The following is a 23198-nucleotide window of genomic DNA, read 5'->3' as shown; positions in this document are numbered from 1 at the left end:
TGCGCGCGCGCGAAACCCGCACTAGCAGACCCGCTTCCAGAGCAATGCGGAGCGGTGGCCGAGTGGTCGAAGGCGCTCGCCTGGAAAGTGAGTATACGTCAAAAGCGTATCGTGGGTTCGAATCCCACCCGCTCCGCCACCACCCTTGTTTTTCCCGTTCGCTCCCGGCCTCCGGGCTTGATTAGCGGCGGTTTTCTGTCGGTTTCGCATGGCTGTGGGACGAGCGGTACGTTTGCGTCTGCTTATCGAATGTCCGCAGTTGGCATGCCCACCAGCCATCCGGGCCGCCCAGTACGGGGGACGTTAAAGTGATAACCACAGCTTGGATCTGCCATTAAAAATGTCGCTTACAAAAGGCGTTGGGCGATGCAGGGTGTCCCGGGCAAAGGCTCTTGAGATTGTGTGATCGGCTCGTGCGGGGCATTGTCGCGGAAGAATCGCTCAGGGAGTGTAACGCTATGAACCGACTGCTCGCCGCCTTGACCTGTATCGTCGCGTTTGGCGCTACCGGGGTGGGGGCACAATCCGTCGCCCCCTCGAAGGACATCGCTGCCGTGGTCGCATCGCCGACGCGGACGCCGGCGAACCGTGCGCGCGATCGCTATCGTCACCCGGCGCAGACTTTGGCCTTTTTCGGCGTCAAGCCGACGCAGACGATCGTCGAATTCCTGCCGGCGGGCGGCTGGTATGCCGAGATCCTCGCGCCGCTGGTGAAGGGTCGGGGGCACTATGTCGCGCTGGTGCCGATCACGCAGGCTGAGCGCACCCGCAGCGCCTTTGCCGCGAAGACCGCGGAGTACGGCGTGACGCAGGTCGCGACGATCGACTTCAAGACCGGAGCGTCCTCGATCCCGGCGGGAAGCGCGGATGTGCTCCTGACGTTCCGCAACGTCCACAACCTCTTGATGCAGGACGACCCCGCCGTCGCGGGCCGCGTGTTCAAGGCGTTCTATACGGCGCTCAAGCCGGGCGGTGTGCTCGGCGTCGTCGATCATCGCCTGCCGGAGGAAATGGACACGGCGCGCGAGAAGACGAGCGGCTACATAAAGCGATCGACGGTCGTTCGGCTGGCGCAGGAGGCCGGCTTCGCGCTTGCAGCAGAATCGCGGATCAACGCCAACCCCAAGGATACCCACGATCATCCGGAAGGCGTCTGGACGCTGCCGCCGAGCTATCGATTGAAGGACGTCGATCACGCCAAATATGCGGCGATCGGCGAGAGCGACCGGTTCACGCTACGGTTCGTAAAGGCGCGATGATAGCACTGGCTCGCGGGTCGACAGCCGGCGTGCCGAAGGCGTCTTGAATCAGCGGGAAGCGGCGAAGGTCAGCTTATGCATGCCCGCCTGGGATCGGGTGCGGCTCGGCATCGTTACCTCAGCTATGCCCGCGAGCGTCCTCTCGCGAGCATGACTGAAGGGCCGATGCCGATGCCGATGAACGCTGCCGATGTCTTCACGACGCTGGACGTCGAGTTAAAGCCCGATCCGTCGCGCACCGTGATCCGGCCGTTCAACTTCGGCTATCCGAAAGCGTTCGAGGCGGACCGCCCGCCACGCAGCCAGGTCGTCGTGGACCGCGTCCAGGCGCTGGACGATACGATGCGCCAAAGGATGCGCGACCTGCTGCTGACCCCCATGCGCGAGCGCCATCGCAACGCCGAGCAGGTCCTGCTGCGTCGTTTCGATGAGGTACGGCAGGATATAGGGGACGGCGACTTCAACGAGGACGAACGGCTGATCATCGGCGCCTATTTCAGCCAGGAATACGCGTTCGAGTCCGCCGCGCTCTTCAACCCCAGCATCGTTTCACTGACGGATGAAGAGCCGTCCGTGCCGGGCGCGGTTCGCTTCGTCATGTCGCTGCGAGGCATCGGCGAGGGTCATATCTCGTCGATCACGTTCCGCACCGGCGAGTGGGGACCGGGCGATCGGCTGGTGATCGATCCGGCCAGCGCACACGGTGTCCCGCCGCGCATCGAGCGGCAGGATAACGGGTGGGTCCGCCTGCTCTGCGAAGACAGCCGGGATGCGTCCGAGACCGTCATCTTCCCGGTCTTGCCGAGCCAGCGACAGGGCATCGAGGATCTGCGGCTGGTCAACTTCACCGATCACGACGGGGTCCGCAGCGTCATCGGCACGTACACCGCGTTCGACGGCAAGGACGCGCGTCAGGAAATCCTGCGCGGGGTCGACCTGCGCCGGGTCGAGATGAGGGCGCTTGCCGGCGCCATGACCGGCTACAAGGGAATGGCGCTGTTCCCGCGACGGATCAACAACCAGTTCGTAATGCTGGGCCGCCAGGACAGCGAGAATATCTGGCTGCTGCGATCGGATGATCTCTACACGTGGGAGACCGGAGCGCCGATCATGGCGCCGAAATACCCCTGGGAGTTCGTGCAGCTGGGCAATTGCGGATCGCCGATCGAGATCGACGAGGGCTGGCTGGTGTTCACGCACGGCGTCGGCATGGTCCGGGGATATTGCATCGGTGCCTGCCTGCTCGACAAGGACGATCCGTCGAAGGTGCTCGCCCGCACGGCGTCGCCGTTGCTGTTTCCCAGCGCGGAACAACGCGGGGGCTATGTGCCGAACGTGACCTATAGCTGCGGTGCGCTGATCCGGGATCGCCGCATCTTGCTGCCCTACGCGATCGGCGACGAGTATTCGGCGTTTGCCGTGGGAGACGTGGATGACCTGCTGTCCGTGATGACAGCCGACTGATATGTCGGTGTGCCAACGTGGTCGGCCCGTCACGTTGGCATGCCGATATATCATCGGTGAGTGCGAAGTTGGAGCGCTGGATACAGGCTGCGAATGGCCGCCTGAGGGGCGTCGTAGGCGTTGGCAGACGCTCCGGTGTCGTGGAAGCCTGGATTATGTCCCGGTCTCGCGCTTTACCAATGCTTCGGCCTCCGCCTTTCCGGATTCCTGAGCGGTGTCGCCTGCGGCGATATCATCGGCGAGCAGCATCAACTGGTGACCCGTAGCCGATCCGTTCGAGGCGTCCTCTGCAACATGCACGCCCGAGCGCTTCGCGATTGCGCTGTCCCAGTGGGTGCGGACCGCAGCCCAATAGTCCTTCGTCTTCGCCCAATACGCGTCCGCCGCCACCACCGCGAAGTCGGTCGCTGGGGTGTAGGTGTTGATGACGTATTCGTGGACGTAGGTGGCGGGCTTGCCGTCCTTCATGCCGATCTTGGCATTGTCCTGCTCGTGCACCCAGCCGGCGGGGGTCAGGACGTGACGGTTGCTGCCGATATAGTGATCATAGGGTGGGTTCCGGGTCGCGTCGCGGCGCGCGAGCGGGCGGCGGGTCTCGTCACTGGTCCAGCGGGTCGCGCCGTCGTCGTAGCGCCAGCGACCGATCCCGCCATAGCGCGGGGAATCGTCGGTCTGCCACACCGTCTGCGACCACGCGCCGCGTCGTTCGGCTTCCGCAAGCGGCCTGAGTGTCCAGCGGCCTGCCGCGGTGTAGACGAGCACGGTCGACGGCTGCCACGTCCAGTCCTGTCGCCAGTGCTTGATCACCATCGTCTTGGCGTTGCCGTCGGTGACGACCAGCAGATGCTGGAGCACGACGTGGTCGGGCGTGTCAACGATTGCGCGGACGACCTCGTGCCCGCCGCTGAGCTTGGCCGGGTAGGGCGTGTAGCCCGCGACCAGCGGCGTCGTCTCGCGCATGTCGAACGTCACTTTGAAGGTGCCGGCCATCGCCATGATCGACGCGTGATCGCGCGCCTGGTCGCCGTAGACGGCCTGCGTTTGCGCGAAAGCGATCGTCGGCGCGACGGGGAGAGTGGCCAGCGTCAGCCCGGTCGCGAGGAGAAGGGAGCGGAACATCAAAGGCCTCACAGGTTGAGCGAGAAGGAGAGCCCGGCGTTGCGGCCGGGTTGCGAATAGGCGTCGCGGACGACCGAGGTCGAGGTCAGTCCGCGGACGTCGCTCCACCAGAAATACTTCTTGTCGGTGATGTTGAAGATCCCCGCGCGCAGCGTCGCATGATCCAACACGCGTAGCGACGCGGTGGCGTCGAGGATCCAGAACCCCGACGGCGTGAAGCAACTGGTGGCCGCGGTGTTGCAGCTGTTGTTGGTATCGCCGACCTTCTTGCCCGCGGAGTGCGTGGCGATGACCTCGGCGCGGAACGGTCCGGCGTCGGGTTGGTAGAACAAGCCTGCGACGACCTTGACGGGCTCGATGCTGTCGAGCGGCTGCGTGCCGGCGACGCCGGTCGTCCGCATCGTGCCCTTGGCGTAGGACGCCGCGCCGCGGACGCCGACCCCGATCGGCAGGCGCGCCTCGCCGCGGGCTTCCAGTCCCTCGATCTTGACGCGGCCGCGGTTGATATACTGGTACACCGCCGGGTCGGCCGCGGTGAAGGCGCCGCTGACCTGGACCTGATCGATGAAGTTGCGGAAGCGGCTGCTGAACGCGGTTCCACTCAGCGACCAGCCCGTGCCGCTCAACCGGATGCCGCCCTCGACGCTGTTGCTCGTCTCGGGCTTGAGGTCGGGATTGGGGACCGAGCGGTAATTCTGCGTGAGATTGGCAAAGCCGTTGTTGATCTGGTTCGGCTCAGGCGGCTTGAAGCCTTGTGCGTAGTTGGCGAACAGCCGGACACCCTCGGTCAGCTTGGCGACGGCGCCGATCCGCGGCGTAACCTTCGATCCGCTCTGCTCGCGCGGTACGAAGGTCGTGAACAGCGGATCGTTCTGTGGGTTCAGCTTGTAGTGATCGTAGCGGATCGACGGGAACAGCGTGAGCAGCCCATCGGCGATGGCAATCTCGTCCTGCGCGAACACGCCGACCAGCGTGTAGTCGGTCGTCGGGAAGGCACGGGTCGGATAGACTTCGCCCGCAGGCGCGACGGTGCCGTCTCGCACACCCGTCTGGCGGGTGTGCGAGTAGTCGGCGCCATAGGCGAACAGGTGCGTCAACGGCCCGGTCGCGGCGCGGCTTTCGAGCTGCAGCGTGCCGCCGTACACTTCGTTGTCGAAGCGGTTGATGCGCGTGCGATCGGCAGCGGTGTTGCGGTTCTCCGCCGCGGCCTGGAGCGTGAGGCTCTTCTGGTAATAGCCGGCGGCGCGGATACCGCTGACGATGCCGCCGATCAGGGGGGCGCCGATGTAGCGATAGTCGAGCGTGCCGCGGTTGCGCTCGGTCGTGTCGTGCGCGGTGAGCCCGATCACCGATGTCGCCGCGAGCGGGGGCTTGGCGATCGCGCTGAGCACGTCGGTGTCGACCACCGACGAGAAATGCTCATAGGTGAGGCGCAACCGGCTGGCATCGTTGGGTGCCCAGACGAGGCGGCCGAGCAGCGCGTTGGACTCGATGTCCTGCGGGTTTGCCGTCGTGCGATCGGTGGTTGCGGTGTCGTTGCTGCCCTTGGTCTCGGTTTCGTGCCCGTCGCGGCGGGTATAGGCGACCATCGCCTCGATATCGCCGGTCTTGCCCGCGACCACGAAGCCGTTGGTCCAGCTGTCGTCCGAGGAATCATAGCTGGAGCGCAGTCCGCCGCCGACCAGCTTGCCATCGGTCAGGAAATCGCGTGGGTCCTTGGTAATGAAGCTGACCGCGCCCGCGACGCCGTCGCTGCCGTAGAGCGCGGAGGCGGGGCCGCGCAAAATCTCGACCGACTTGAGCAGGTCGAGATCGACGTAATCGCCGCGACCGACCGATTGCGCGCCGAAGCTGAACGCGTCGGGGACGCGGACGCCGTCGACGGTGATCAGCACGCGGTTGCCCTCGAGCCCGCGGATGTTGAACCCACTGTCGCGGTCGCGCCCGGTCGAGGATCCGGCGGCGGTGAAGCGCGACGGCGCGCGGCGGACGGTGACGCCGGGCTCGTAGCGCACCAGATCCTTGATGTCGGAGATGAAGCGATCCTCGATCGTCTTCGCGTCGATCACCGACACGGTCGCGGGCACGTCCTCCACCGCCTTTTCGGTGCGCGTCGCGGTGACGGTGATGACCTGGTCCTGGCCCTCCGGATCGGCGGCAGGCGCGGTGGCAGTCGGCTTGTCGGCCGCCGAAGCAGGCGCAGCTTCTGCGAGAGCGGGCTCTGCAGCGGCAGGGCCGGCGGCGCCGATCATCAGGGCGATCGGCGAGATGCCCGCCAGTAATTTGGTCAATGTCATGTTCGTTGTCCCCACGGTCTGCCGGCTTGCTAGTGAGAATCATTCTCGTTATCAAGTGCCATCGAAAAGGAGCATCGTGATGACGAAGACCAGGGGAAATTGGCGGACGGCGCGAGCGACCGGGGCTCTGGCTCCTGCTATCGCTACCGCACTTGCCCTCGTGTCGGGGCCGTCGGCGGCGCATATGCCGTATGTGCTGCCGAGCGTATTCGACGCGGCGGGACGTGATCGCGTCACGCTCCAAGCATCGTTCACCGAAGACGCCTTCCGGCCTGAGATTGCGATGAAGGACGCGCCGTTCGAGATCACCGGGCCCGATGGAAAGACCGCCAAGCTGGCCGCACCGACGCTGACCACGGACCAGGCGATCGTCGAGGCCGTGCTACCGGCGGACGGCGTGTACCGGCTGTCGTCGGGGCAGCGGATCGGCCGTCTGAGCAAGATGTACCGGATCGGCGAGGCCTGGACGATCGTCGGCGAAGGCAAGACGCCTCCGCCCGGCGCGACGTCAGTCGACGTGCGCAGCACGACGCTGGCCGACGCCTATGTGGTGCGCGGCAAGCCCGGCGCCTCGGGTGCGCTGGCGGCGCGCGGCAAAGCGCTGGAAATCCACCCGCTCGGCGATCCGAGCAGCTATGCGCCGGGTTCAGCGGCCACGTTCGAAATCCTGTACGAGGGCAAGCCGCTCGCCGGCGAACCCGTGACGCTGTTCCGCGAGGCGGGGTTCTATGACGGACGCAAGCAGGTCGCGACTGTGAACAGCGACAAGGCCGGCAAGGTGACGCTGACCCCGTCCGATGCCGGGCGGTACCTGATGCTCGTGCGGCACCGCGCAGCTACGCCGGGCGCGGCGGATGCGTATTCGAGCTTCACGGTGACGCTGGCGTTCGAGGCGATCTGATCGGATCTGATGCGCGCGACGCCACGTCCTAGCCAGGATCGACCAGACCAGCATGACTAACGTCCTGCGAGAATGCGCGGGGTATGATCTCGGGGAGCTGCCCGATCCTCGGCGAGCCTGCTCGGCTGGCTGGCACCGGGAATGACGGCCGCCACCGCCGGGTTCGCCAGCGGAAACCGGAGACCGGCGGCCTTCATGCTCACACCGTGACGATCCGCGATGATCTTGATCCGAGCCACCTCGTCGAGGATCGCGGGCGTCGTGCTAGCTAGCGGCAACCTGACGGTCTCTTGCCGGCGTCCTAGTGGCCCGCAACCTGCCCACCGTCCACGTGCAGGATTTCACCAGTCACGAACTTGGCGTCCTCCAGGTAGAGAATGGCCTGCACCACGTCGGCGACGGTGCCCATTCGGCCAAGCGGGTGATATTTGCCGAGCTTGGCACGCGTCTCGGCTGGATGCATCGGCGTCTCCATGATCCCGGGCGAAATCGCGTTCGCGCGGATACCGCGCGCGGCATATTCGATCGCCAGGCTGCGCGTTGCAGCGGCAAGGCCACCTTTGGTCAGCGAGGCGAGGACCGAAGGAAACTCTGCATTGGCGTGCTCGGCAAGCGTCGTAACGATCTGGACGACGTGACCGCCGCCATTGCGCACCATCGCAGGCAGCGCGTGCCGCGTCATGTGGAAGAAGCCATCGAGGTTGGTCGCGAGAATCTGTCGATACTGCTCATCGGAATAGTCGGTGAACGCCTCGCCGATGAATACGCCGGCATTGTTGACCAGCGTGTCGATCCTGCCGAACCGGTCGAGTGTTCGGGCCGCTACCGCTTCCGCAGCCGCCGGATCACCGACGTCGCCTGCCACGGTGAGCCAATCGGGCTCGTCCGCGGGGGCGATGCTGCGCGACACGCCGACGACGCGCCAGCCGCGCTCGCGGTAGCCGCGGGCGATGCCTTCTCCCAACCCTTGCGATGCCCCCGTGACGATGACGACCTTGCCCGACATAGCAGTTCCTGTGTTCGGCGTTGAACGGGCGGGTCGATGCATTCGACACGCAGGGGTCTAACACCGAACTTTGCAGATTGTGCCACAAGATCAGGATGTTGCGATGTCGATCGACCGTGGATCATGGATCGGGACACGTCCGACGATCGTTGGGTGAGGGTGCATGCTGAATTGTTTTCCCAGGGACCGACGCAAAATGACCGATCGACCTTTGATCGTATTCGACGTCAATGAGACGTTGCTCGATATAAACATTCTCGAGCCTCTCTTCGCCGACATTTTCGCAGCCCCTGGCCGAATGCGGGAATGGTTTGCGCAGCTAATCCTGTATTCGGAGGCGCTGTCGCTGGCCGGGCCTTACGTCCCGTTCGGCAAGCTGGGCGGCGGTGTCTTGCGCATGCTTGGCCAGATCCACGGCGTTGCGGTGACGGACGATCATGTGCGTCAGCTTGGTGCGCTGATGACGGATATGCCGGTACATGCCGATGTCGCTGCCGGTCTGGCCATGTTGAAAGACGCGGGGTTCTCGATCGTCACGCTTACCAACTCGCCGAAAAGTGCCGGGCCCGATGTGCTCGACCGGGCCGGTCTGGGGTCGATGTTCGACCAGCGGTTTACGGTCGATACCGTGCAGCGCTTCAAGCCGACGCCGGCAACGTACCAACTGGTACAGGATACCATGGCGGCAACACCGGACACGACCTGGCTGATCGCGGCACACACATGGGACACGATCGGTGCACAGGCGTTCGGATGGAAGGCCGCCTTGGTCACGCGCGGCGTGAACGCGCCCCTCGTCCTGGACGGCATTCCGCAGCCGACGCTGGTTGCGAGCGACGTCGGTGAGGTGGCACGCGCGATCGCAGCCGGACGATAGCGGCATGCCCGCACGATCCTAGCTAGAGCGTGCGGCGTCTTTCATCATCCCGGCGACCTTGGCCGTCAGCGCTTCCAGCGTGAACGGCTTCGTCAACAGCTCCATGCCGGGTTCGAGATGGCCGTTTCCGACCGCGGCGTTCTCGGCATAGCCGGTGATGAAGAGCACCTTCAGACCCGGCCGCAACGATCGCGCGGCATCGGCGACCTGGCGTCCGTTCATGCCGTTGGGCAGCCCAACGTCGGTGATGAGGAGTTCGACCTGGGTGCCTGCCTGCAGCATCTTGAGCCCGGCTGCACCATCGCCCGCACCGATCACGGTGTAGCCCGCTTCGCTAAGAACCTCGTCGATCAGATGACGGATGGTCGCTTCGTCGTCGACGACCAAAACGGTTCCTCTGCCCACAGTCGTCGCGGTAGCGATCGCGGCTTCCTGCTCAGGCAGACCGGCATCGCCGTGGTGGCGCGGCAGGTAGATGCAGATCGTCGTTCCGATTCCCAGCTCGGAATAGATCCGGACCTGGCCCTCGGACTGGCGGGCAAAGCCGTAGATCATCGACAAGCCCAGACCAGTACCCTCGCCGAGCGGCTTGGTCGTGAAGAACGGTTCGAACGCGCGTTCGATGGTTTCCGCACTCATCCCGGTGCCGGTGTCGGTGACGCAGATCGACAGATATTGGCCGGGCGGCAGATCGCGTTCGCGGCCCGAGCGATCGTCGAGCCATTTGTTGGCGGTCTCGATCGTCAGCCGCCCACCGTCGGGCATGGCGTCGCGGGCATTGATGCTGAGGTTGAGGAGAGCGTTTTCCAACTGGCCCGCATCGATGCACGCAGGCCAGAGGCCGCCCGCACCGACGACCTCAATATCGATCGCGGGCCCGACCGTCCGGCGGAGCAGATCTTCCATGCCGGCGATCAACCGGTTCACCTCGGTGGGCTTCGGATCGAGCGTCTGGCGTCGCGAGAACGCCAGCAGGCGCTGTGTCAGCGATGCCGCGCGCCGTCCTGCGCCCTGCGCCGCCAGCACGAAGCGGTCGAGATCGTCGAGCCGCCCGCGTGCGACACGCATCTGGAGCAACTCGAGATTGCCCATCATGCCGGTCAGCAGATTGTTGAAATCATGCGCGAGCCCGCCGGTAAGCTGCCCGACCGCCTCCATCTTCTGCGCCTGGCGAAGTTGATCCTGGGTATGCGCGAGTTCCGCCTCGCGCGCTTTCTCCGCGGTGATATCCCGACCCGTCGCATAGGTCAGGTCGCCGGCGGGCGCGGCAACCCACGCGATCCATCGGAACGAGCCGTCCTTGTGGCGATAGCGGTTCTGGATATGGGGCTGCTCGCCAGCCTTCGCGGCCTGATAGGCGTCGACCGTGTCCTGATGATCGTCTGGAAGGACGAACTCGTTGACATGACGTCCGACCAGCTCGTCGTGCTTATAGCCAAGCACCGTCGCCCACGCAGGATTCACCCGACGGAAGACGCCGTCGAAATCGATGATCAGCATCAGGTCGGGCGAGGTATCCCACATCCGATCGCGTTCGGCGGTTCGCTTGTCGATCTGATCCTCGAGCGTTTCGTTGAGGTCGCGCAATGCCTCCTCCGCCGCACGGCGGGCGGAGATGTCGTTGAACAGGATCGCGACCCGACGATCCGTCGCATCGCCAACGCGAAAGGCGTAGACGTCGAACCAGCGACCGAGCGTCGCGGAGCCCTCCTCGAAGCGAACCGGTTCGCCGGTCCGCGCGACCCGTCCGTAGATCTCGTAGAAATGCTCCTCCAGATCGGGGACCGCGTCGCGCAACCAACGGCCCCGGACCGCCTCGACGAAGCCGGTCTGGCGATAGAAGGCCGGGTTCGCCTCGATGACGCGGTAGTCGATCGGTGCTGTTGCATCGCCAAGGTCGACCTCGACGATGCAGAACCCGGATTCGATGAACAGCGTACGATAGCGCGCGTCGCTGTGGGTCAATTGCTCCCGGCTGACCTGAAGCTCGTCGTAACGGCGATCACGGTCCGCGACGGTGCGCCGCAGATCGAGCTGTGCCATGACCTGCCGCGCCAGGACGAGCAGAGTCTCCTGCTGGAGTTCGGTAAATTCCCGCGCTCGGTGATCCAGGACGCAGAGCGTCCCGATCGCCAGTCCGTCCGCGGTCTTGAGCAACGCGCCGGCATAGGCACGGATGTGCGGGGCCCCGGTGACCAGGGGATTGCAGTCGAACCGGCGATCCTTGGTCAGGTCGGGAACGACGAGGAGATCGTCTTCCAGCAGCGCCTTGACGCAGAACGAACTTTCGAGCGGCGTCTCGCGCACGCCGAGGCCGACTTCCGCCTTGAAGAACTGCCGGCCGTCCCCGACCAGGTTCACGACGGCAATGGGGGCATCGCAGAGCTTGGCAGTTAGCGCCGCCAGTTCGTCGAACGATCGTTCGCGTGGCGAGTCCATCACGCCGTAGCACGCCAACGCCGCCAGCCGGTGCTGCTCGGAATCGTTGAACTCGTCGAGGTTTGCCAATGGTCCGGTTTCTGTCTTGGGAGGTGCGCCAGTGGTCCACTACCACCTCTCTAACGACAGGCAACGCGCAGATTTTTGCCTGCTATCCGAACCTCTTGTCCAATATATGACTCAATGCGGTGGTGAATATCGGCAGTACGGCGCACTGTCGGTAGCAACGAGACAGGCAAGTCCACGTCCCGCTCGGTGCAAGTCCCCGTCAGATGATCGCATCACCGCATCGCGATGACCCGGTGTAGCACACTCGATAACTGGTCGATCGAGTAGGGCTTATGGATCAGTTCGAACCCGTGGCTGCTGTCCTGCGCGAGCACGTTGCTGTATCCGCTGGTCAGTACCACCGGCAGGCCGGGATATCGGATCCGTATCGCCTGACCCAATTCGATGCCTGACATTCCGGGCATGACGACATCGGAGAAGACGGCGTCGAACCGGTCGGCCGCGGCTTCCAGTTCGCCGAGCGCATGGGCGGCGTCCTTGGCCAGCACCGTGGTGTAGCCGAGTTCGGCCAAGGCCGACCGGGCAAATTCGCCAACCTGTGGGTTGTCTTCGACGACGAGAATGCAGGCGCCATCACCCGACGCGACCTGCCGGGGGGTGTCGTCGCGAACGATCGCGGTCTGCTCTCCCATCATGCGCGGCAGGTACAGCGTGAAGGTCGTGCCGGTGCCGACCTCGCTTTCGACCATGACCTCGCCGCCCGATTGCTTGGCAAAGCCGAACACCTGGCTGAGCCCAAGCCCGGTTCCTTTCCCGACATCCTTGGTCGTGAAGAACGGCTCGAAGATATGATCGATACGATCGGCGGAAATGCCTTCGCCCGTATCGGTGAGCGAGATCGCGATGAAGTCACCGGCAACGGCTGGGTGCGACCGCACGGACGGCATGCCGTCGACCGACTCGACACGGATGGTAAGACGCCCGTCGCCATTCATCGCATCGCGCGCGTTTACCGCCATGTTGATGATCGCGGTGTCAAACTGGTTGCGATCGGCGTGGATATGGCAGGGGCAGAACGCCGACTCCAACGCGACCTCTATGAGCGAACCGGCAAGCGTTCGCACCATGTCCGCCAGCACCCGAACGCTTTCCTGGGCGTCGAAGGATTCGGGCAGCAGGGCCTGGCGTCGCGCGAAGGCGAGCAGCTGGTTCGTCAATTTGGCCGCGCGATCAGCGGTCTCCGCGATCGCCTGAATGTAGCGTTCGCGGCGTTCGTCCGTCAGGTTGGGCCGGCGCAGAAGATCGACCGACCCACGGATGACGGTGAGGAGGTTGTTGAAGTCATGCGCCACGCCGCCCGTTAGGTGCCCCACCGCCTCGACCTTCTGCGCTTGGCGAAGCTGATCCTGCGCCGCGTCGAGCTCGATCTGACGCTCCTTTTCGGCGGTGACATCACGCCCCGCGCAATAGAGGAGACCGTTCTCCGGCGCCGCGGTCCAGGATAGCCAAAGATAGGTCCCGTCCCGGTGCCGGAAGCGGTTCTCGAACGCCGCAGTCTCCAGGCCGGCCGCGAGCCGCGCTATCTCGGCGCGAGTCTTTTCATGATCGTCGGGATGCTCGAGCCACTCGGACGTCCGTCCGATGAACATGTCCTCGCTCCAGCCAAGGATACGCGACCATGCCGGGTTGATGCTCGTCCAGCGTCCTTGCGTATCGGCAACGCCCAACATGTCGCGCGACAGACGCCATACGCGGTCGCGTTCGGCTGTACGCTCGGCAACCTGCGCTTCGAGTGTGCCGTTGAGATGGCTGAGTTCGATTGCCAGTTCATGAAGCTCGGCTTCCGCCTTGCGACGGTCGGTGATGTCGGATGCCGCGCCGTACCAATGGGTGATTTCACCATGATCGTCGAACAGCGGCACGGCCTGAACCTGGGCCCATCCGAGCGATCCGTCGGCCAGGTAGACCGGATGTTCGATCCTGTATGTATCGCGAGCCTCGATCGCACGCTCGAACTCGGCCCGCACGGCATCCCGGCCTTCCGGCGGGACATAGTCGTTGAGCCAGTTGGCGTTTGCGGCGGGCGTATCCGCCAGGAAGCCGCCGCCGGACAATTCTGCCAGCTCGGTCCAGTCCGCGTTGATGAGATAGCGGACCTCGGTCGATGATCGGACCAGCGCGTCGAGGCGTATGGTCAATTCACGGAGTTCGTTCTCCGTCTGGCGGCGCGCGGTGACGTCCTTGAACAGGACGGCGACCTGGTTGTTGCCGGCAGGCTCGATGCGGAAAGCCGACAGTTCCAGATGGCGCCCGGTAGCGTCAAGTTCGCGTTCGAAGCGAGCCGGCTCGCCAGTCCGCAGCACCTCGCCAAAGACGGCGACCCAGCTATCCGCCTCGTCCGGAAATAGATCGCGAACGTTCCGACCCACGACGTCGGTGATTCCTGCATTGCGTGCGTAGGCCTCATTGGCTTCGAGATGGACATAATCGCTCAACGGACCGTGCGGGCCGTCGATGAATTCGATGACGCAGAAGCCCTCATCAATGGCCTCGAAGATCGAGCGATATTTCTCACCGCTCAACAGTAGCTGCTGGCTTGCCGACCTGAAGGCCGTGACGTCGACCTGACTGCCGAAGAAATACAGCAGGTTTCCGTCCGGATCGTTGACGGGGCTTACGTACAGCTCGTTGATGAACTCAGACCCGTCTCGCCGGTAATTGACGATGTCGACCGCGATCGGTTCGCGCGCGGCTATGGCGTCGCGTAACCTGGCGACATTCTCCGGATCCGTGTCGGTACCCTGCAGAAAGCGGCAGTTCTTGCCGATCAGTTCGTCGGCCGAGTAGCCCGACAGTGACGCAAAGGCACGATTGGCGAAGATGATCGGGTTATCCGGCTGATGCGGATCGGTGAGGATCATCGGCATCTGCGATGTCTGGATGGCTGAAAACAAGACATCCTTGCGAGGTCCGAATTGGCCACCCATCTCGCTGGCCAGCACCGTCCGAAGAAGGGTTAGCTTCGCTTCCTGGTCGGCATATCGGTCACGCAGGTCGGTCGCAGGGGGCGGGCTCATGGCGACTGTCTACCGCTCGGCTACCTGCGTGAAAACAAAGAACAGGAGGAATTCGAACACCGTCTCGACGGGGCTCAGATCGCTCGGCGCGGCAAATCGGCCCCCGAACCTCCCGCCCTCCTGAACCCATCCCAGTGGAGATGGTGACAGCTGTCATGCTGCCATTCCCAACTCACGAGGCGGATGAAAAACCTAGGAACCGGAAACCACTCCGAAGCGCCCGCTACTGGGCCCTATGCGACGATCACCGGCTTGCTCAGCGCAGCACGCTCCGGAGCGCTCCGCGAGGCAAAGCACCGGCCCACCGTAGTGTTACGTCAGGCGACGGTGCCCTGGCTCGCTTGTGCATCGAAATCGCCCGTAAGGCGCCCAGTCCGGCGTCTTATCTCAAAATGCGACCTTGAACTGACCGCCGATGATCCGCGGTTCGTTGATCATGCCCGTGAGGTTGTTGAAGTCGATCGCGCTGATGCTGCGATACTGGTTGGTGATGTTGCGGACGAACGCGCCGACCTCATACCCCTGGGGCGATTTATAGCCGACCTTGAGGCCGCCTTCGAGCGAAGACTTGCCGGTGAACTCGGCCGCTTCGTACAGGAAAAAGTTGATGCGGCTGCGATAGACCCAGTCGGTGTACGCGTAGACCTCGCCCCCGTTGGCGAGCGGGATGCCGTAGCGTGCGGTCCAGTTGGCGATCCAGCGCGGCGCCTGGGGAAGATCGTTACCGTCGATCACCGCGAACCCGTTGACGATCGGATCGAGCACGGTGCAGGTCGCGCACACCCCCACCCCGATGTTCCGATCGCGGATCTCGGTAAAGTTGTAGCTGCCGCTCGCGGTCAGCGTCAGTTCGGGGAGCGGCCGCGCCTCGAATTCGCCCTCGACGCCGTAGCCGATCGCCTTGTTCGCGCTGATCAGGCGTGCCGAATTGCTGCTGCCGCCGACCGCGGTGATCTGCAGGTCTTTGGTGCTGTACCAATAGGCGTCGAGCGAGAAGTTCACTTTCCGGTCGAGCAGCGTGCCCTTGAAGCCGCTCTCACCCGAGAAGGTCGTCTGCTTCGGCGCGGTGCTCTGGACGCTGCCAAAGGTCACGCGGTCCTGGATCGCGGGGCCCTGATAGCCGGTCGCGAGCCGCGAATAGACGTTGATCGCGGGCGTCAGTTCGTAGGTCGCGCTCGCATCCCAGGTCACGTTCGAGCCACGGACGATCGCACGCGCCGGCAGCGTGTCGCTGATCCCGGTGCCGGGGATCGGCGCGGTGACGAGGTCGTTGCGATAGTCGTGCGAATAGCGGACGCCCGCGCGCAACGTCAGCAGGTCGACGGGCTTGGCCTCGATCGAGGCGAAGGCGCCGTAATTCTCGTTGCGGTTGTCGTGGTAGATGTCCTGGTCGAGGTCGGTCGCGCGCGAACCGGTACCGCCGAACGCATAGTCGTACTGGTGATACCGCAGCGTCTGGTGGAAATAATACAGACCGCCCTGGAGGCGGATGCCGTTCATGTCCTCGCTGGCATACCGAAGCTCCTGGCTGAACTCCTTGGGCTTGGTGAGGCCGCCGGTGTTCGACGGGAACAGTCCGACGCCGATCGCGCCGATCGTGCCGCCGAGGAACGTGTAGTTGTTGCCGCCGTCGACATCGCCGGTGCTCTCGACCTTGGCCTGCTCGTATCCGGTGACCGAGTAGAACGTCCCGATGCCGTCGAGGTGATAGTCGAGGCGGAGGTTGGTACCCCACTGCGTCAGGCTCTGGCTGGTGTAACCGTCGAGCGTGACGTGCTTGGGGTCGAAGCCGGCGTTGAAGTCGTTGGTCCCCGGCTTGAACAGCCCGGCGCGGAAGATGCGCGGTGAGCCCGTCAGGTCGCGGACATGGACGTTGAGCAAGGCGTTGAAGTCGCTGCTGGTATAGCCGAGCTGGAAGCGGCCGGCGACGTCGCGATAGCCTTCGAGCTTGCGATCCGCATTGCCCGTCGTGGAGTCGTTCTTAACCCAATCGTCGCGCGACTGGATGATGCCCGACGCGCGGAAGGCGAAGCCGTTGCCGATCGGCAGGTTGATCGCCGCCTCGCCGTTGATCGTGTTGTAGGTCGCCCAGGATCCGGTCGCATAGCCCGAGACCTTGTCCGGGTTCGGCTTGGCAGAATCGATCTTCACGACGCCCGCGGGCGTGTTGCGCCCGAACAACGTACCCTGCGGCCCGCGCAGCACTTCGACGCTCTGCAGATCGAAGACCGGGAACGACTTCAGCATCGGGTTTTCGAGTGCGACGTCGTCATAGACGACCGACACCGGCTGCGCGGCGTTCGGATCGAAATCGGTGTTGCCGAGGCCGCGAATGTAGAAGCGCGGGAAGGTGCGACCGAACGACGACTCGACCTGGAGGCTCGGCGTGCGGCCGGCGAGGAAGCGAATGTCGAGGCCGCTCGAATTGAGCACGTCGAGCTTCTCGCCGCTGATAGCGGTGACCGCGAGCGGTACGTCCTTCGACGATTCCCGGCGGCGGGTCGCGGTGACGACGATCTCACCGACGCCTTGGTCGCTCGCCGGATCGCTCACGGCTTGTGCAGCCGGCACTTGTTCCTGTGCGATGGCGGGCACGGCGAAAACGAGCAGCGGTGCGCTGGCGGCGAGCAGGCGGGCGATGGCAGACGTACGAACGGGCAAGCGAATCATGGATGGTCCCCCCTTGGGTTTCGAACATCCTCCTGCGTCGATCCGTGTGACCCGGATCCGTCGCCAATCGGTAACACCGCTGTAACGCGCGGCAATAGGCGGGGTTAAGCCCGATGCGTTTTTGCCGGACACCGCGACATCTTTGCCCCAGTCGGCGCCGCGGGCCGAGGTTCAGGTTATCCTATCGAGGTGCGCTCAGGTCATCGTCACGGCGGCACGACCGTGCTCGACGATCGCCGTACCGGACGTCTTGATCACGCCGTCGGGCCGCGTGACGGTATCGACGGTGCGGAATTCGGTCTTCCACTGGTCGGCATTCACATCGCACAGCAGATATCCGCGCCGGTCGTTGGTCCAGGCGAGGAACGGGTTGCGGGTGCGGATACGAGCCTCGCCAACCCGCCGGTCCGCGCCGTCGCCGCCCGAGGTGATCGACGTGCCGACGAACTCGACCGCGACGGCATCCCCCTGGCCGCCTTCGGTACGCAGGACGCCTGCATAATTCTGATGCTCGTCGCCGGTCAGCACGACCATGTTGCCGAGCCCCTCGACCATCTTCAGCACGCGTTCGCGCGGGGCGTCGTAGCCGCCCCAGCTGTCCATGTTGCGGATCGGTGCGGGTTCGTCGCCGGTCCGCCGGTCGAGCGGCATCATCATCACCTGTTGCGCCAGCGCGTTCCAGCGAGCCTTCTTCTGCTTCAGGGCGGTGGCGAGCCATGCCTCCTGGGTCCGTCCCATCACCTGGGCGGCGGGGTCGGCCCAACCGGCACAGCGGGTCTTGAAGCCGTCGTCGCACGGCTGGTCGGTCCGGAACTGCCGGGTGTCGAGCAGATGCAGGTCGAGCAGATTGCCGATCGTCGCCCGGCGATAGATCTGCATGCCGGCGGGGCCCGGGAAGGCCGAGCGGCGCAGCGGCATGTGCTCGTAATAGGCCTGGAACGCGGCGGCCCGGCGCAGCGCGAACACTTCGGGCGGGTCCTTCTCCTGGTCGATCTCGCCCACCCAGTTGTTCTCGATCTCGTGATCGTCGAATGTCACGAACCATGCGGCTGCGGCATGCGCGGCCTGCAAGTCGGGGTCGGTCTTGTACTGGGCGTAGCGGCGGCGATAATCAGCGAGGTCGAACAGCTTTTGCCCGGCATGCTCGCGGACGAAGGTGCGCGGCTTGCCGTCATAGCCGACCGGCATCGGCGCGCTCCGGCCTTCGTAGATATAGTCGCCATAGTGGAAGACGAACGCCGGCTCCTCAGCCGCCAGGTGACGATAGGCGGTATACAGCCCGTCTTCGTAGTTCTGGCAGCCGGCGACCGCGAAACGCAGCCGGTCGAGCGACGCGCCGGCGATCGGCAGGGTGCGCGCGCATCCCGCGGTCGAACGCTCGTTGCCGACCGTGAACCGATACCAATACGGCCGATCGGGTAGCAGTCCGGCAACTTCGACATGGACCGAGTGCGCGAGTTCGGGACGCGCCAGCGCTTTGCCGCCGGCCACCGGGGTCGCAAAGCGCGGATCGATCGCGACCTGCCACTCCACCTCGACCGGCTGCATCGGCATGCCGCCATGCTCGGCCAGCGGATCGGGGGCGAGCCGGGTCCAGATGACGAAGCCGTCCGCAGCCGGATCGCCCGCCGCGATGCCGAGGCGAAACGGGTAGGCGGAAAACAGCTGCTGCGCACGCAGGATCGCAGGGGCGCCGATCATCGCGGCAGTGGCACCGATCATGGTGCGACGATTGAGCAGCAGGCGCGAGCCGGTCGTGTCGGTCATGAGTGTCTCGTCAGTAGAGGGGCTGGGCGACGAGTGCCGCTTCGCGTGTACACTGGGCGGTATCGGGTTTCGCCGCGCCGCCGGGCTGTCGGAGCGCCGCGATTTCCTGTCTGGCTGCGGCGAGATCGGTGGTGAAGGCCGGATCGCCCTGCATGGCGGTCAGCGTGGACGAGGCCGACAGTCGCCCCGCATCGACCGCGCTGGCATTGTGGACGCCGCACACGATCCGGCTTTCGCCGTACGCCCGACCGCGCGCGAGAAGCGCGGTTGCACGATCGGGCGCGATTTGCGCGAGCACCGTCGCCATCGTCCAGCCGGCGGTCGTATGGCCCGACGGATAATCATAGCTGTCCGCAACTTCGGCCGCGGGCTGGCAGATCGGTCCGCGGTCGATCAGGAACGGCCGCTGCCGCTTGTAGAAGGTCTTGGCGATGCCGGTCTGGCGCCCAGTGTCGAACATGGCGCGCCGCAGCAGCGCGGCGGTCCGCGGCGCATTTTCAGGCGTCATCGCGATCCCCATGGCGCAACTGAAGTCGCGGAACAGGTCGACGGGCGCGGACTTCACGTCGCTGGTGGCCATCGCCCAGCGCGGACTGCCCTGCAAAGCCCGCGTCGCCTTGAAGATCGCGCGGTCGGCGAGACCGCGAGGATCGGTCGACTTCGGCGCAGGCGGCAGGATGGCCAACACATCGAACGCGTCCGGCTTTAGATACCCCGACGGCCCGAGTACCTGCTGCGCACCGGCGACGGCACCGAGGCCAGCCAGCGTGACGGCGAGGATAAGCGGCAAACGAGTCATGCGGTCGGCATCCTGATGGCTTGGATCATGGGAGTCGTGAGAAAGCGCCCACCGATCGCGTGACGATGATGGGCCGCGAATATGTCAGTCACGTTGCATCGCCCGCTCCCACAGCGCAGCGGTCTCCGCTGGCGGCGGACCGTCGATCACGAGCAGCAACCGCTCCTCGCCGGTACCCGCGATCGGCGGCGAACGGTGGACGATCGCCTGTTCGCCGGCGAGGATACGGCCCTTGAACAGGCCGACCGCGCCGGGAGCGAGCGATCGCGATGTCTCGACAGCCGGCGCATCGGCGGTCTCTACCGATCGTTCGATCCACTGCGTCCCCGACCCGCGATAGGTGCAGATCAGCCGGACGGACACGTAATCCGCATGCCAGCGTTTGCAGGCGTCGCCCACCACGCGCTCCAGCCGGATCACGACGTGCGACAGGTTCATGATCGCCGCGAAGGACTGAGCCAATGCAGCGATGTCCGCGGCGATGTCCGCATGCCAGGCGGCGGGCGGCTGCTGCGCGAACGCATCGATCAGTGCGGCATGCGCGCGATCGACCGTTGCCGTGATCTGGATCGTGCTGAAACCGTCCAGCGATCCGACCGACGGCATCGAAGGGCGCTCCCAGATTGCGAGATTGACGTCGGGGTCGAGGATCGCCGCGAAAGCCTCGACGGTCCGCGCGCGGTGAACGTGCGAGTGGCACCCGGCGAGTATCGATGCTCCGTTCATCAGGCCATCTCCCGCACGCCCCAGGCGGGGAACGGATCGGGCAGCTCCTCCCACAGCCGGGGCGTGAACGCGGCTGCGGGGACGAGGCACGCATCGAGGCGACGCCTGATCTCGGCCTCGTCCATGTCGATGCCGATGAAGACCAGTTCCTGCCGTCGGTCGCCCCAGATCGGCGACCATTTCGCCGCGACCATCCGGTCCCACGCTTCGCCGCTCGGGCGCTTCGTTTCCGGTACGCACGCCCACCAGCGGCCCAGCGCCTCCGTCGCCGACTGCGCTCCGGCCTGCGCAAGTTCGCCGCACCAGTCTGGACGGGTCGCCAGCCAGAAATGCCCCTTCGCGCGGACCACGCCCGGCCAGCCGCCGCGTGCGAAGGCGTGGAACTTGACCGGGTCGAATGGCGCGCGAGCGCGGTAGACGAAGCTCTCGACGCCGTATTCCTCGCTCTCGGGACGATGATCGGCATGGCCGTAGAGTTCCTTGGCCCAGAGCGGATGCAGTTCCGCCTTCTCGTCGTCGAACAGCCCGGTCTCGATCACCGAGTCGAGCGGTACGTGTCCGTGGCGTGCCTCGACGATGCGGGCATCGGCGTTGAGCGACGCCACCAGCTTGCGGACGGTTGCCAATTGCGTGGCGTCGACGAGATCGGTCTTGGTGATGACGATCACGTCCGCAAACTCGATCTGCTCGACGAGCAGCCCGACTAGGCTGCGGCGATCGTCGTCGCCGAGCGCCTCGCCTCGGTCGGCGAGGAAGTCGGTGCTGGCATAGTCGCGGAGCAGATTGGCGGCGTCGACCACCGTCACCATCGTGTCGAGCCGCGCGACGTCCGACAGGCTGTCGCCCTGCTCGTCCTCGAACGAGAAGGTCGCGGCGACCGGCAGCGGCTCTGAGATACCGGTGCTTTCGATCACCAGGCAGTCGAACCGCCCGGCATCGGCCAGCGCGCGCACTTCGACCAGCAGGTCCTCGCGCAGCGTGCAGCAGATGCAGCCATTGGTCATCTCGACCAGCGTGTCCTCGCCGCGCGACAAGGCCGTATCGCCGCTGCGTACCAGGTCGGCGTCGATGTTCACCTCCGACATGTCGTTGACGATCACCGCTACGCGCCGGCCTTCCCGGTTGGCGAGGATGTGATTGAGGAGCGTCGTCTTTCCGGCACCCAGGAACCCGGACAGGACCGTCACGGGTAACAGCGGCTTTGCATCTTGCACCATCGACCAACCCCATATGTTATGATATTATATATCATTACGATGGTGATAGTGGTTGTGGCAAGATGAGAACGATGCGGACGTGCGGAATGGATTGGCTCGATCGTGTAGCCATGGCGGGATCGGCGGCGTGCATGGTTCACTGCCTCGCGCTGCCGCTCCTGTTGGCGGCAGTGCCGACGGTGTCCGCGTTCATCGTCATACCCGAGAGCTTCCACCGCTGGGTGCTGCTGTTCGCGGCACCAATGGCGGTGATCGCACTGGTCGGCGGACGCGCGCGTCACGCGGCGTCGTGGCCGCTGTTCCTTGGCGCCGCCGGGCTGGGTCTGATGACGATAGGAGCCTTCGTACTGCGGGAAGGCGGCGTCGAAATTGCCGTCACGGTGACTGGCGGCATCCTCGTGGCGCTAGCGCATGTGACCAATCTGCGGTTGCGGCATAGCTGCGGCGGCCCGGATCCAATACCCGGCATACCGAGGTAAAGATCACAGGCCGTAATTCGTGAACCCCGATAGTGGCGGCAGTGTCGCAATTTCGGTCGGCTTCTTCAGCCCGCACAGATCGACATGATTCAGGCGGGGAAGGGCGCAAGGTAGGTCTCAGTCTCCTTCAGCGGCAGTTGATCCGGTCGGACCAATGAGCGACGCAAGCCGCTGCCCGGATAGCCAAGCGGCCTCGATCCGGGGTCCGAGGAGCCAGTCGCCGCATGCGCCCAGTTGGATGTCCGCGTTCCAGAACGCACCGCGGTCCAGCGCGTTGGTCTTCGCATACCGCCAGCGATGGGCGCTGGTCGCGATGATAGCAGGCGACGCGGCGCCGATGTGGTCCGCGAATGCTGCGAGCAATGCCTGTTCGACTATCTCCGGCGTATCTTCGAGATGCGCGCGCGACCAGTCGGCACTGGCCTGAAGTACCCACGCCTCCGGTCCGGTCCGCCCGGGCTTGGCCGAGTTGCGGACGGCGGACCCGATCGCTCCCAAATTCGTCACCCGGTCGTATTCGAGCGGCACCGGACCATCGAACGCCGCCATGACGGTCCAACACGGATCGGACACCGCGGAGCGGGCCGCATCGGCGAGCGCATTGTCATGCGCCGCGATCAGGGGCGCGACCTGTTCTGCAGGTACCGCGACGATCGCCGCATCGAACCGTTCGTCGCCGATCCGCCAGTCGCCGTCATGCGAGACGCTGTCGATCGCCGTATTCCATCGAACATCCAGGTCGCCCGCCATCGCGCGGACCGGCGCATTCATCGTCGGCGTCCCGACCCAGGCATCCGGGCCAGCAGGCGACCAGCGCGCGACGTGGCCCGCCTGCGCCCAACGATCGACCTGCGCGACGAAGGCGGGATCGCGCGCCGTGAGATATTGCGCGCCGTGATCGAACGCAGCCTCGCCCAGCGGCGTGTCGATCCGGCGCGTCGACATCCTGCCGCCGGGCCCGCGGCCCTTGTCGAACAGGACGGGGTGATGACCCATGCCGCATAGCGCATGCGCACAAGACAGGCCCGCCATCCCCGCGCCGATGATCCCAATCCGCATGATACCCCCGTGCCGGCGTGCAACACTCAAGCG

General features: G+C 65.1%; 17 protein-coding genes and 1 tRNA gene. 6 read left to right on the top strand and 12 right to left on the bottom strand.

Going from position 1 to position 23198, the window contains the following annotated elements; genetic code table 11:
• The first annotated feature begins 48 nt into the window (after nt 1-48).
• The 3 genes from C8J39_RS11410 to C8J39_RS11400 all read left to right on the top strand — a co-directional run bounded on the left by C8J39_RS11410 (nt 49) and on the right by C8J39_RS11400 (nt 2723).
• Nucleotides 49-139 (top strand) — tRNA-Ser (locus C8J39_RS11410).
• Nucleotides 140-458: 319 nt separating this feature from the next.
• The gene (locus C8J39_RS11405) at nt 459-1259 is read left to right on the top strand and encodes a class I SAM-dependent methyltransferase (protein WP_120300614.1); all 801 of its coding nucleotides are present in this window, start codon (nt 459-461) and stop codon (nt 1257-1259) included.
• A 177-nt stretch (nt 1260-1436) separates the two neighbouring features.
• Nucleotides 1437-2723, top strand: coding sequence for a glycoside hydrolase family 130 protein (locus C8J39_RS11400; RefSeq protein WP_120300923.1), 1287 nt, complete (start codon nt 1437-1439; stop codon nt 2721-2723).
• A gap of 153 nt (nt 2724-2876) precedes the next feature.
• On the opposite strand, the gene C8J39_RS11395 is transcribed toward C8J39_RS11400, so the two are convergent.
• Both C8J39_RS11395 and C8J39_RS11390 read right to left on the bottom strand, forming a co-directional pair.
• Complete coding sequence (locus tag C8J39_RS11395; protein ID WP_120300613.1) at nt 2877-3842, bottom strand: DUF6607 family protein; 966 nt, start codon at nt 3840-3842, stop codon at nt 2877-2879.
• Between the two features lie 8 nt (nt 3843-3850).
• Nucleotides 3851-6139 (bottom strand): TonB-dependent hemoglobin/transferrin/lactoferrin family receptor, encoded by a 2289-nt coding sequence (locus C8J39_RS11390; RefSeq protein ID WP_243650052.1) that lies wholly within the window; start codon nt 6137-6139, stop codon nt 3851-3853.
• Nucleotides 6140-6218: 79 nt separating this feature from the next.
• Here C8J39_RS11390 and C8J39_RS11385 point away from each other — a divergent pair, with 79 nt between their 5' ends.
• Nucleotides 6219-7040 carry a DUF4198 domain-containing protein gene (locus C8J39_RS11385; RefSeq protein ID WP_120300612.1) on the top strand — a complete coding sequence of 274 codons (822 nt, stop codon included), beginning with the start codon at nt 6219-6221 and terminating at the stop codon, nt 7038-7040.
• 56 nt (nt 7041-7096) lie between these two features.
• On the opposite strand, the gene C8J39_RS11380 is transcribed toward C8J39_RS11385, so the two are convergent.
• Both C8J39_RS11380 and C8J39_RS11375 read right to left on the bottom strand, forming a co-directional pair.
• Nucleotides 7097-7279: a hypothetical protein gene (locus C8J39_RS11380; protein WP_259457538.1), complete on the bottom strand. Its 183-nt coding sequence runs from the start codon at nt 7277-7279 to the stop codon at nt 7097-7099.
• Between the two features lie 62 nt (nt 7280-7341).
• Nucleotides 7342-8046, bottom strand: coding sequence for an SDR family NAD(P)-dependent oxidoreductase (locus tag C8J39_RS11375; RefSeq protein ID WP_120300611.1), 705 nt, complete (start codon nt 8044-8046; stop codon nt 7342-7344).
• A gap of 196 nt (nt 8047-8242) precedes the next feature.
• Here C8J39_RS11375 and C8J39_RS11370 point away from each other — a divergent pair, with 196 nt between their 5' ends.
• On the top strand, nt 8243-8923 hold the full coding sequence (locus tag C8J39_RS11370) for a haloacid dehalogenase type II (RefSeq protein WP_120300610.1): 681 nt from the start codon (nt 8243-8245) through the stop codon (nt 8921-8923).
• Nucleotides 8924-8941: 18 nt separating this feature from the next.
• Here the strand turns inward: C8J39_RS11370 and C8J39_RS11365 are convergent, their stop codons facing one another.
• From C8J39_RS11365 to C8J39_RS11335, 7 genes are all read right to left on the bottom strand, one after another.
• Entirely contained in the window at nt 8942-11431 is a 2490-nt protein-coding gene (locus C8J39_RS11365) for a PAS domain S-box protein (protein ID WP_404969338.1), read from the bottom strand.
• Nucleotides 11432-11643: 212 nt separating this feature from the next.
• Nucleotides 11644-14358: a PAS domain S-box protein gene (locus tag C8J39_RS19220; RefSeq protein ID WP_310793831.1), complete on the bottom strand. Its 2715-nt coding sequence runs from the start codon at nt 14356-14358 to the stop codon at nt 11644-11646.
• 477 nt (nt 14359-14835) lie between these two features.
• Nucleotides 14836-17118: a TonB-dependent receptor gene (locus C8J39_RS11355; RefSeq protein WP_183037987.1), complete on the bottom strand. Its 2283-nt coding sequence runs from the start codon at nt 17116-17118 to the stop codon at nt 14836-14838.
• 195 nt (nt 17119-17313) lie between these two features.
• Nucleotides 17314-18885: an alkaline phosphatase gene (locus C8J39_RS11350; protein WP_120300608.1), complete on the bottom strand. Its 1572-nt coding sequence runs from the start codon at nt 18883-18885 to the stop codon at nt 17314-17316.
• Between the two features lie 10 nt (nt 18886-18895).
• Entirely contained in the window at nt 18896-19684 is a 789-nt protein-coding gene (locus C8J39_RS11345) for a phosphatase PAP2 family protein (protein WP_120300607.1), read from the bottom strand.
• Nucleotides 19685-19768: 84 nt separating this feature from the next.
• A complete protein-coding gene (locus C8J39_RS11340) occupies nt 19769-20410 on the bottom strand; it encodes a DUF1826 domain-containing protein (protein ID WP_120300606.1) in 642 nt (213 codons plus the stop codon).
• On the bottom strand, nt 20410-21627 hold the full coding sequence (locus tag C8J39_RS11335) for a GTP-binding protein (protein ID WP_183037986.1): 1218 nt from the start codon (nt 21625-21627) through the stop codon (nt 20410-20412). Before C8J39_RS11335 ends, C8J39_RS11340 begins: the two co-directional genes overlap by 1 nt.
• Before the next feature lie 110 nt (nt 21628-21737).
• On the opposite strand from C8J39_RS11335, the gene C8J39_RS11330 reads away from it, so the two are divergent.
• On the top strand, nt 21738-22106 hold the full coding sequence (locus tag C8J39_RS11330) for a MerC domain-containing protein (RefSeq protein WP_165895234.1): 369 nt from the start codon (nt 21738-21740) through the stop codon (nt 22104-22106).
• Nucleotides 22107-22223: 117 nt separating this feature from the next.
• Here the strand turns inward: C8J39_RS11330 and C8J39_RS11325 are convergent, their stop codons facing one another.
• Entirely contained in the window at nt 22224-23165 is a 942-nt protein-coding gene (locus C8J39_RS11325) for an NAD(P)/FAD-dependent oxidoreductase (protein ID WP_120300604.1), read from the bottom strand.
• Nucleotides 23166-23198 lie beyond the last annotated feature (33 nt).

Origin of the sequence: Sphingomonas sp. PP-CC-1A-547 (assembly GCF_003610375.1) — a bacterium.
GTDB lineage: Bacteria > Pseudomonadota > Alphaproteobacteria > Sphingomonadales > Sphingomonadaceae > Sphingomonas.
Note: the sequence above shows the minus strand (reverse complement) of the source record. Positions and strands in the feature narration are given on the sequence as shown.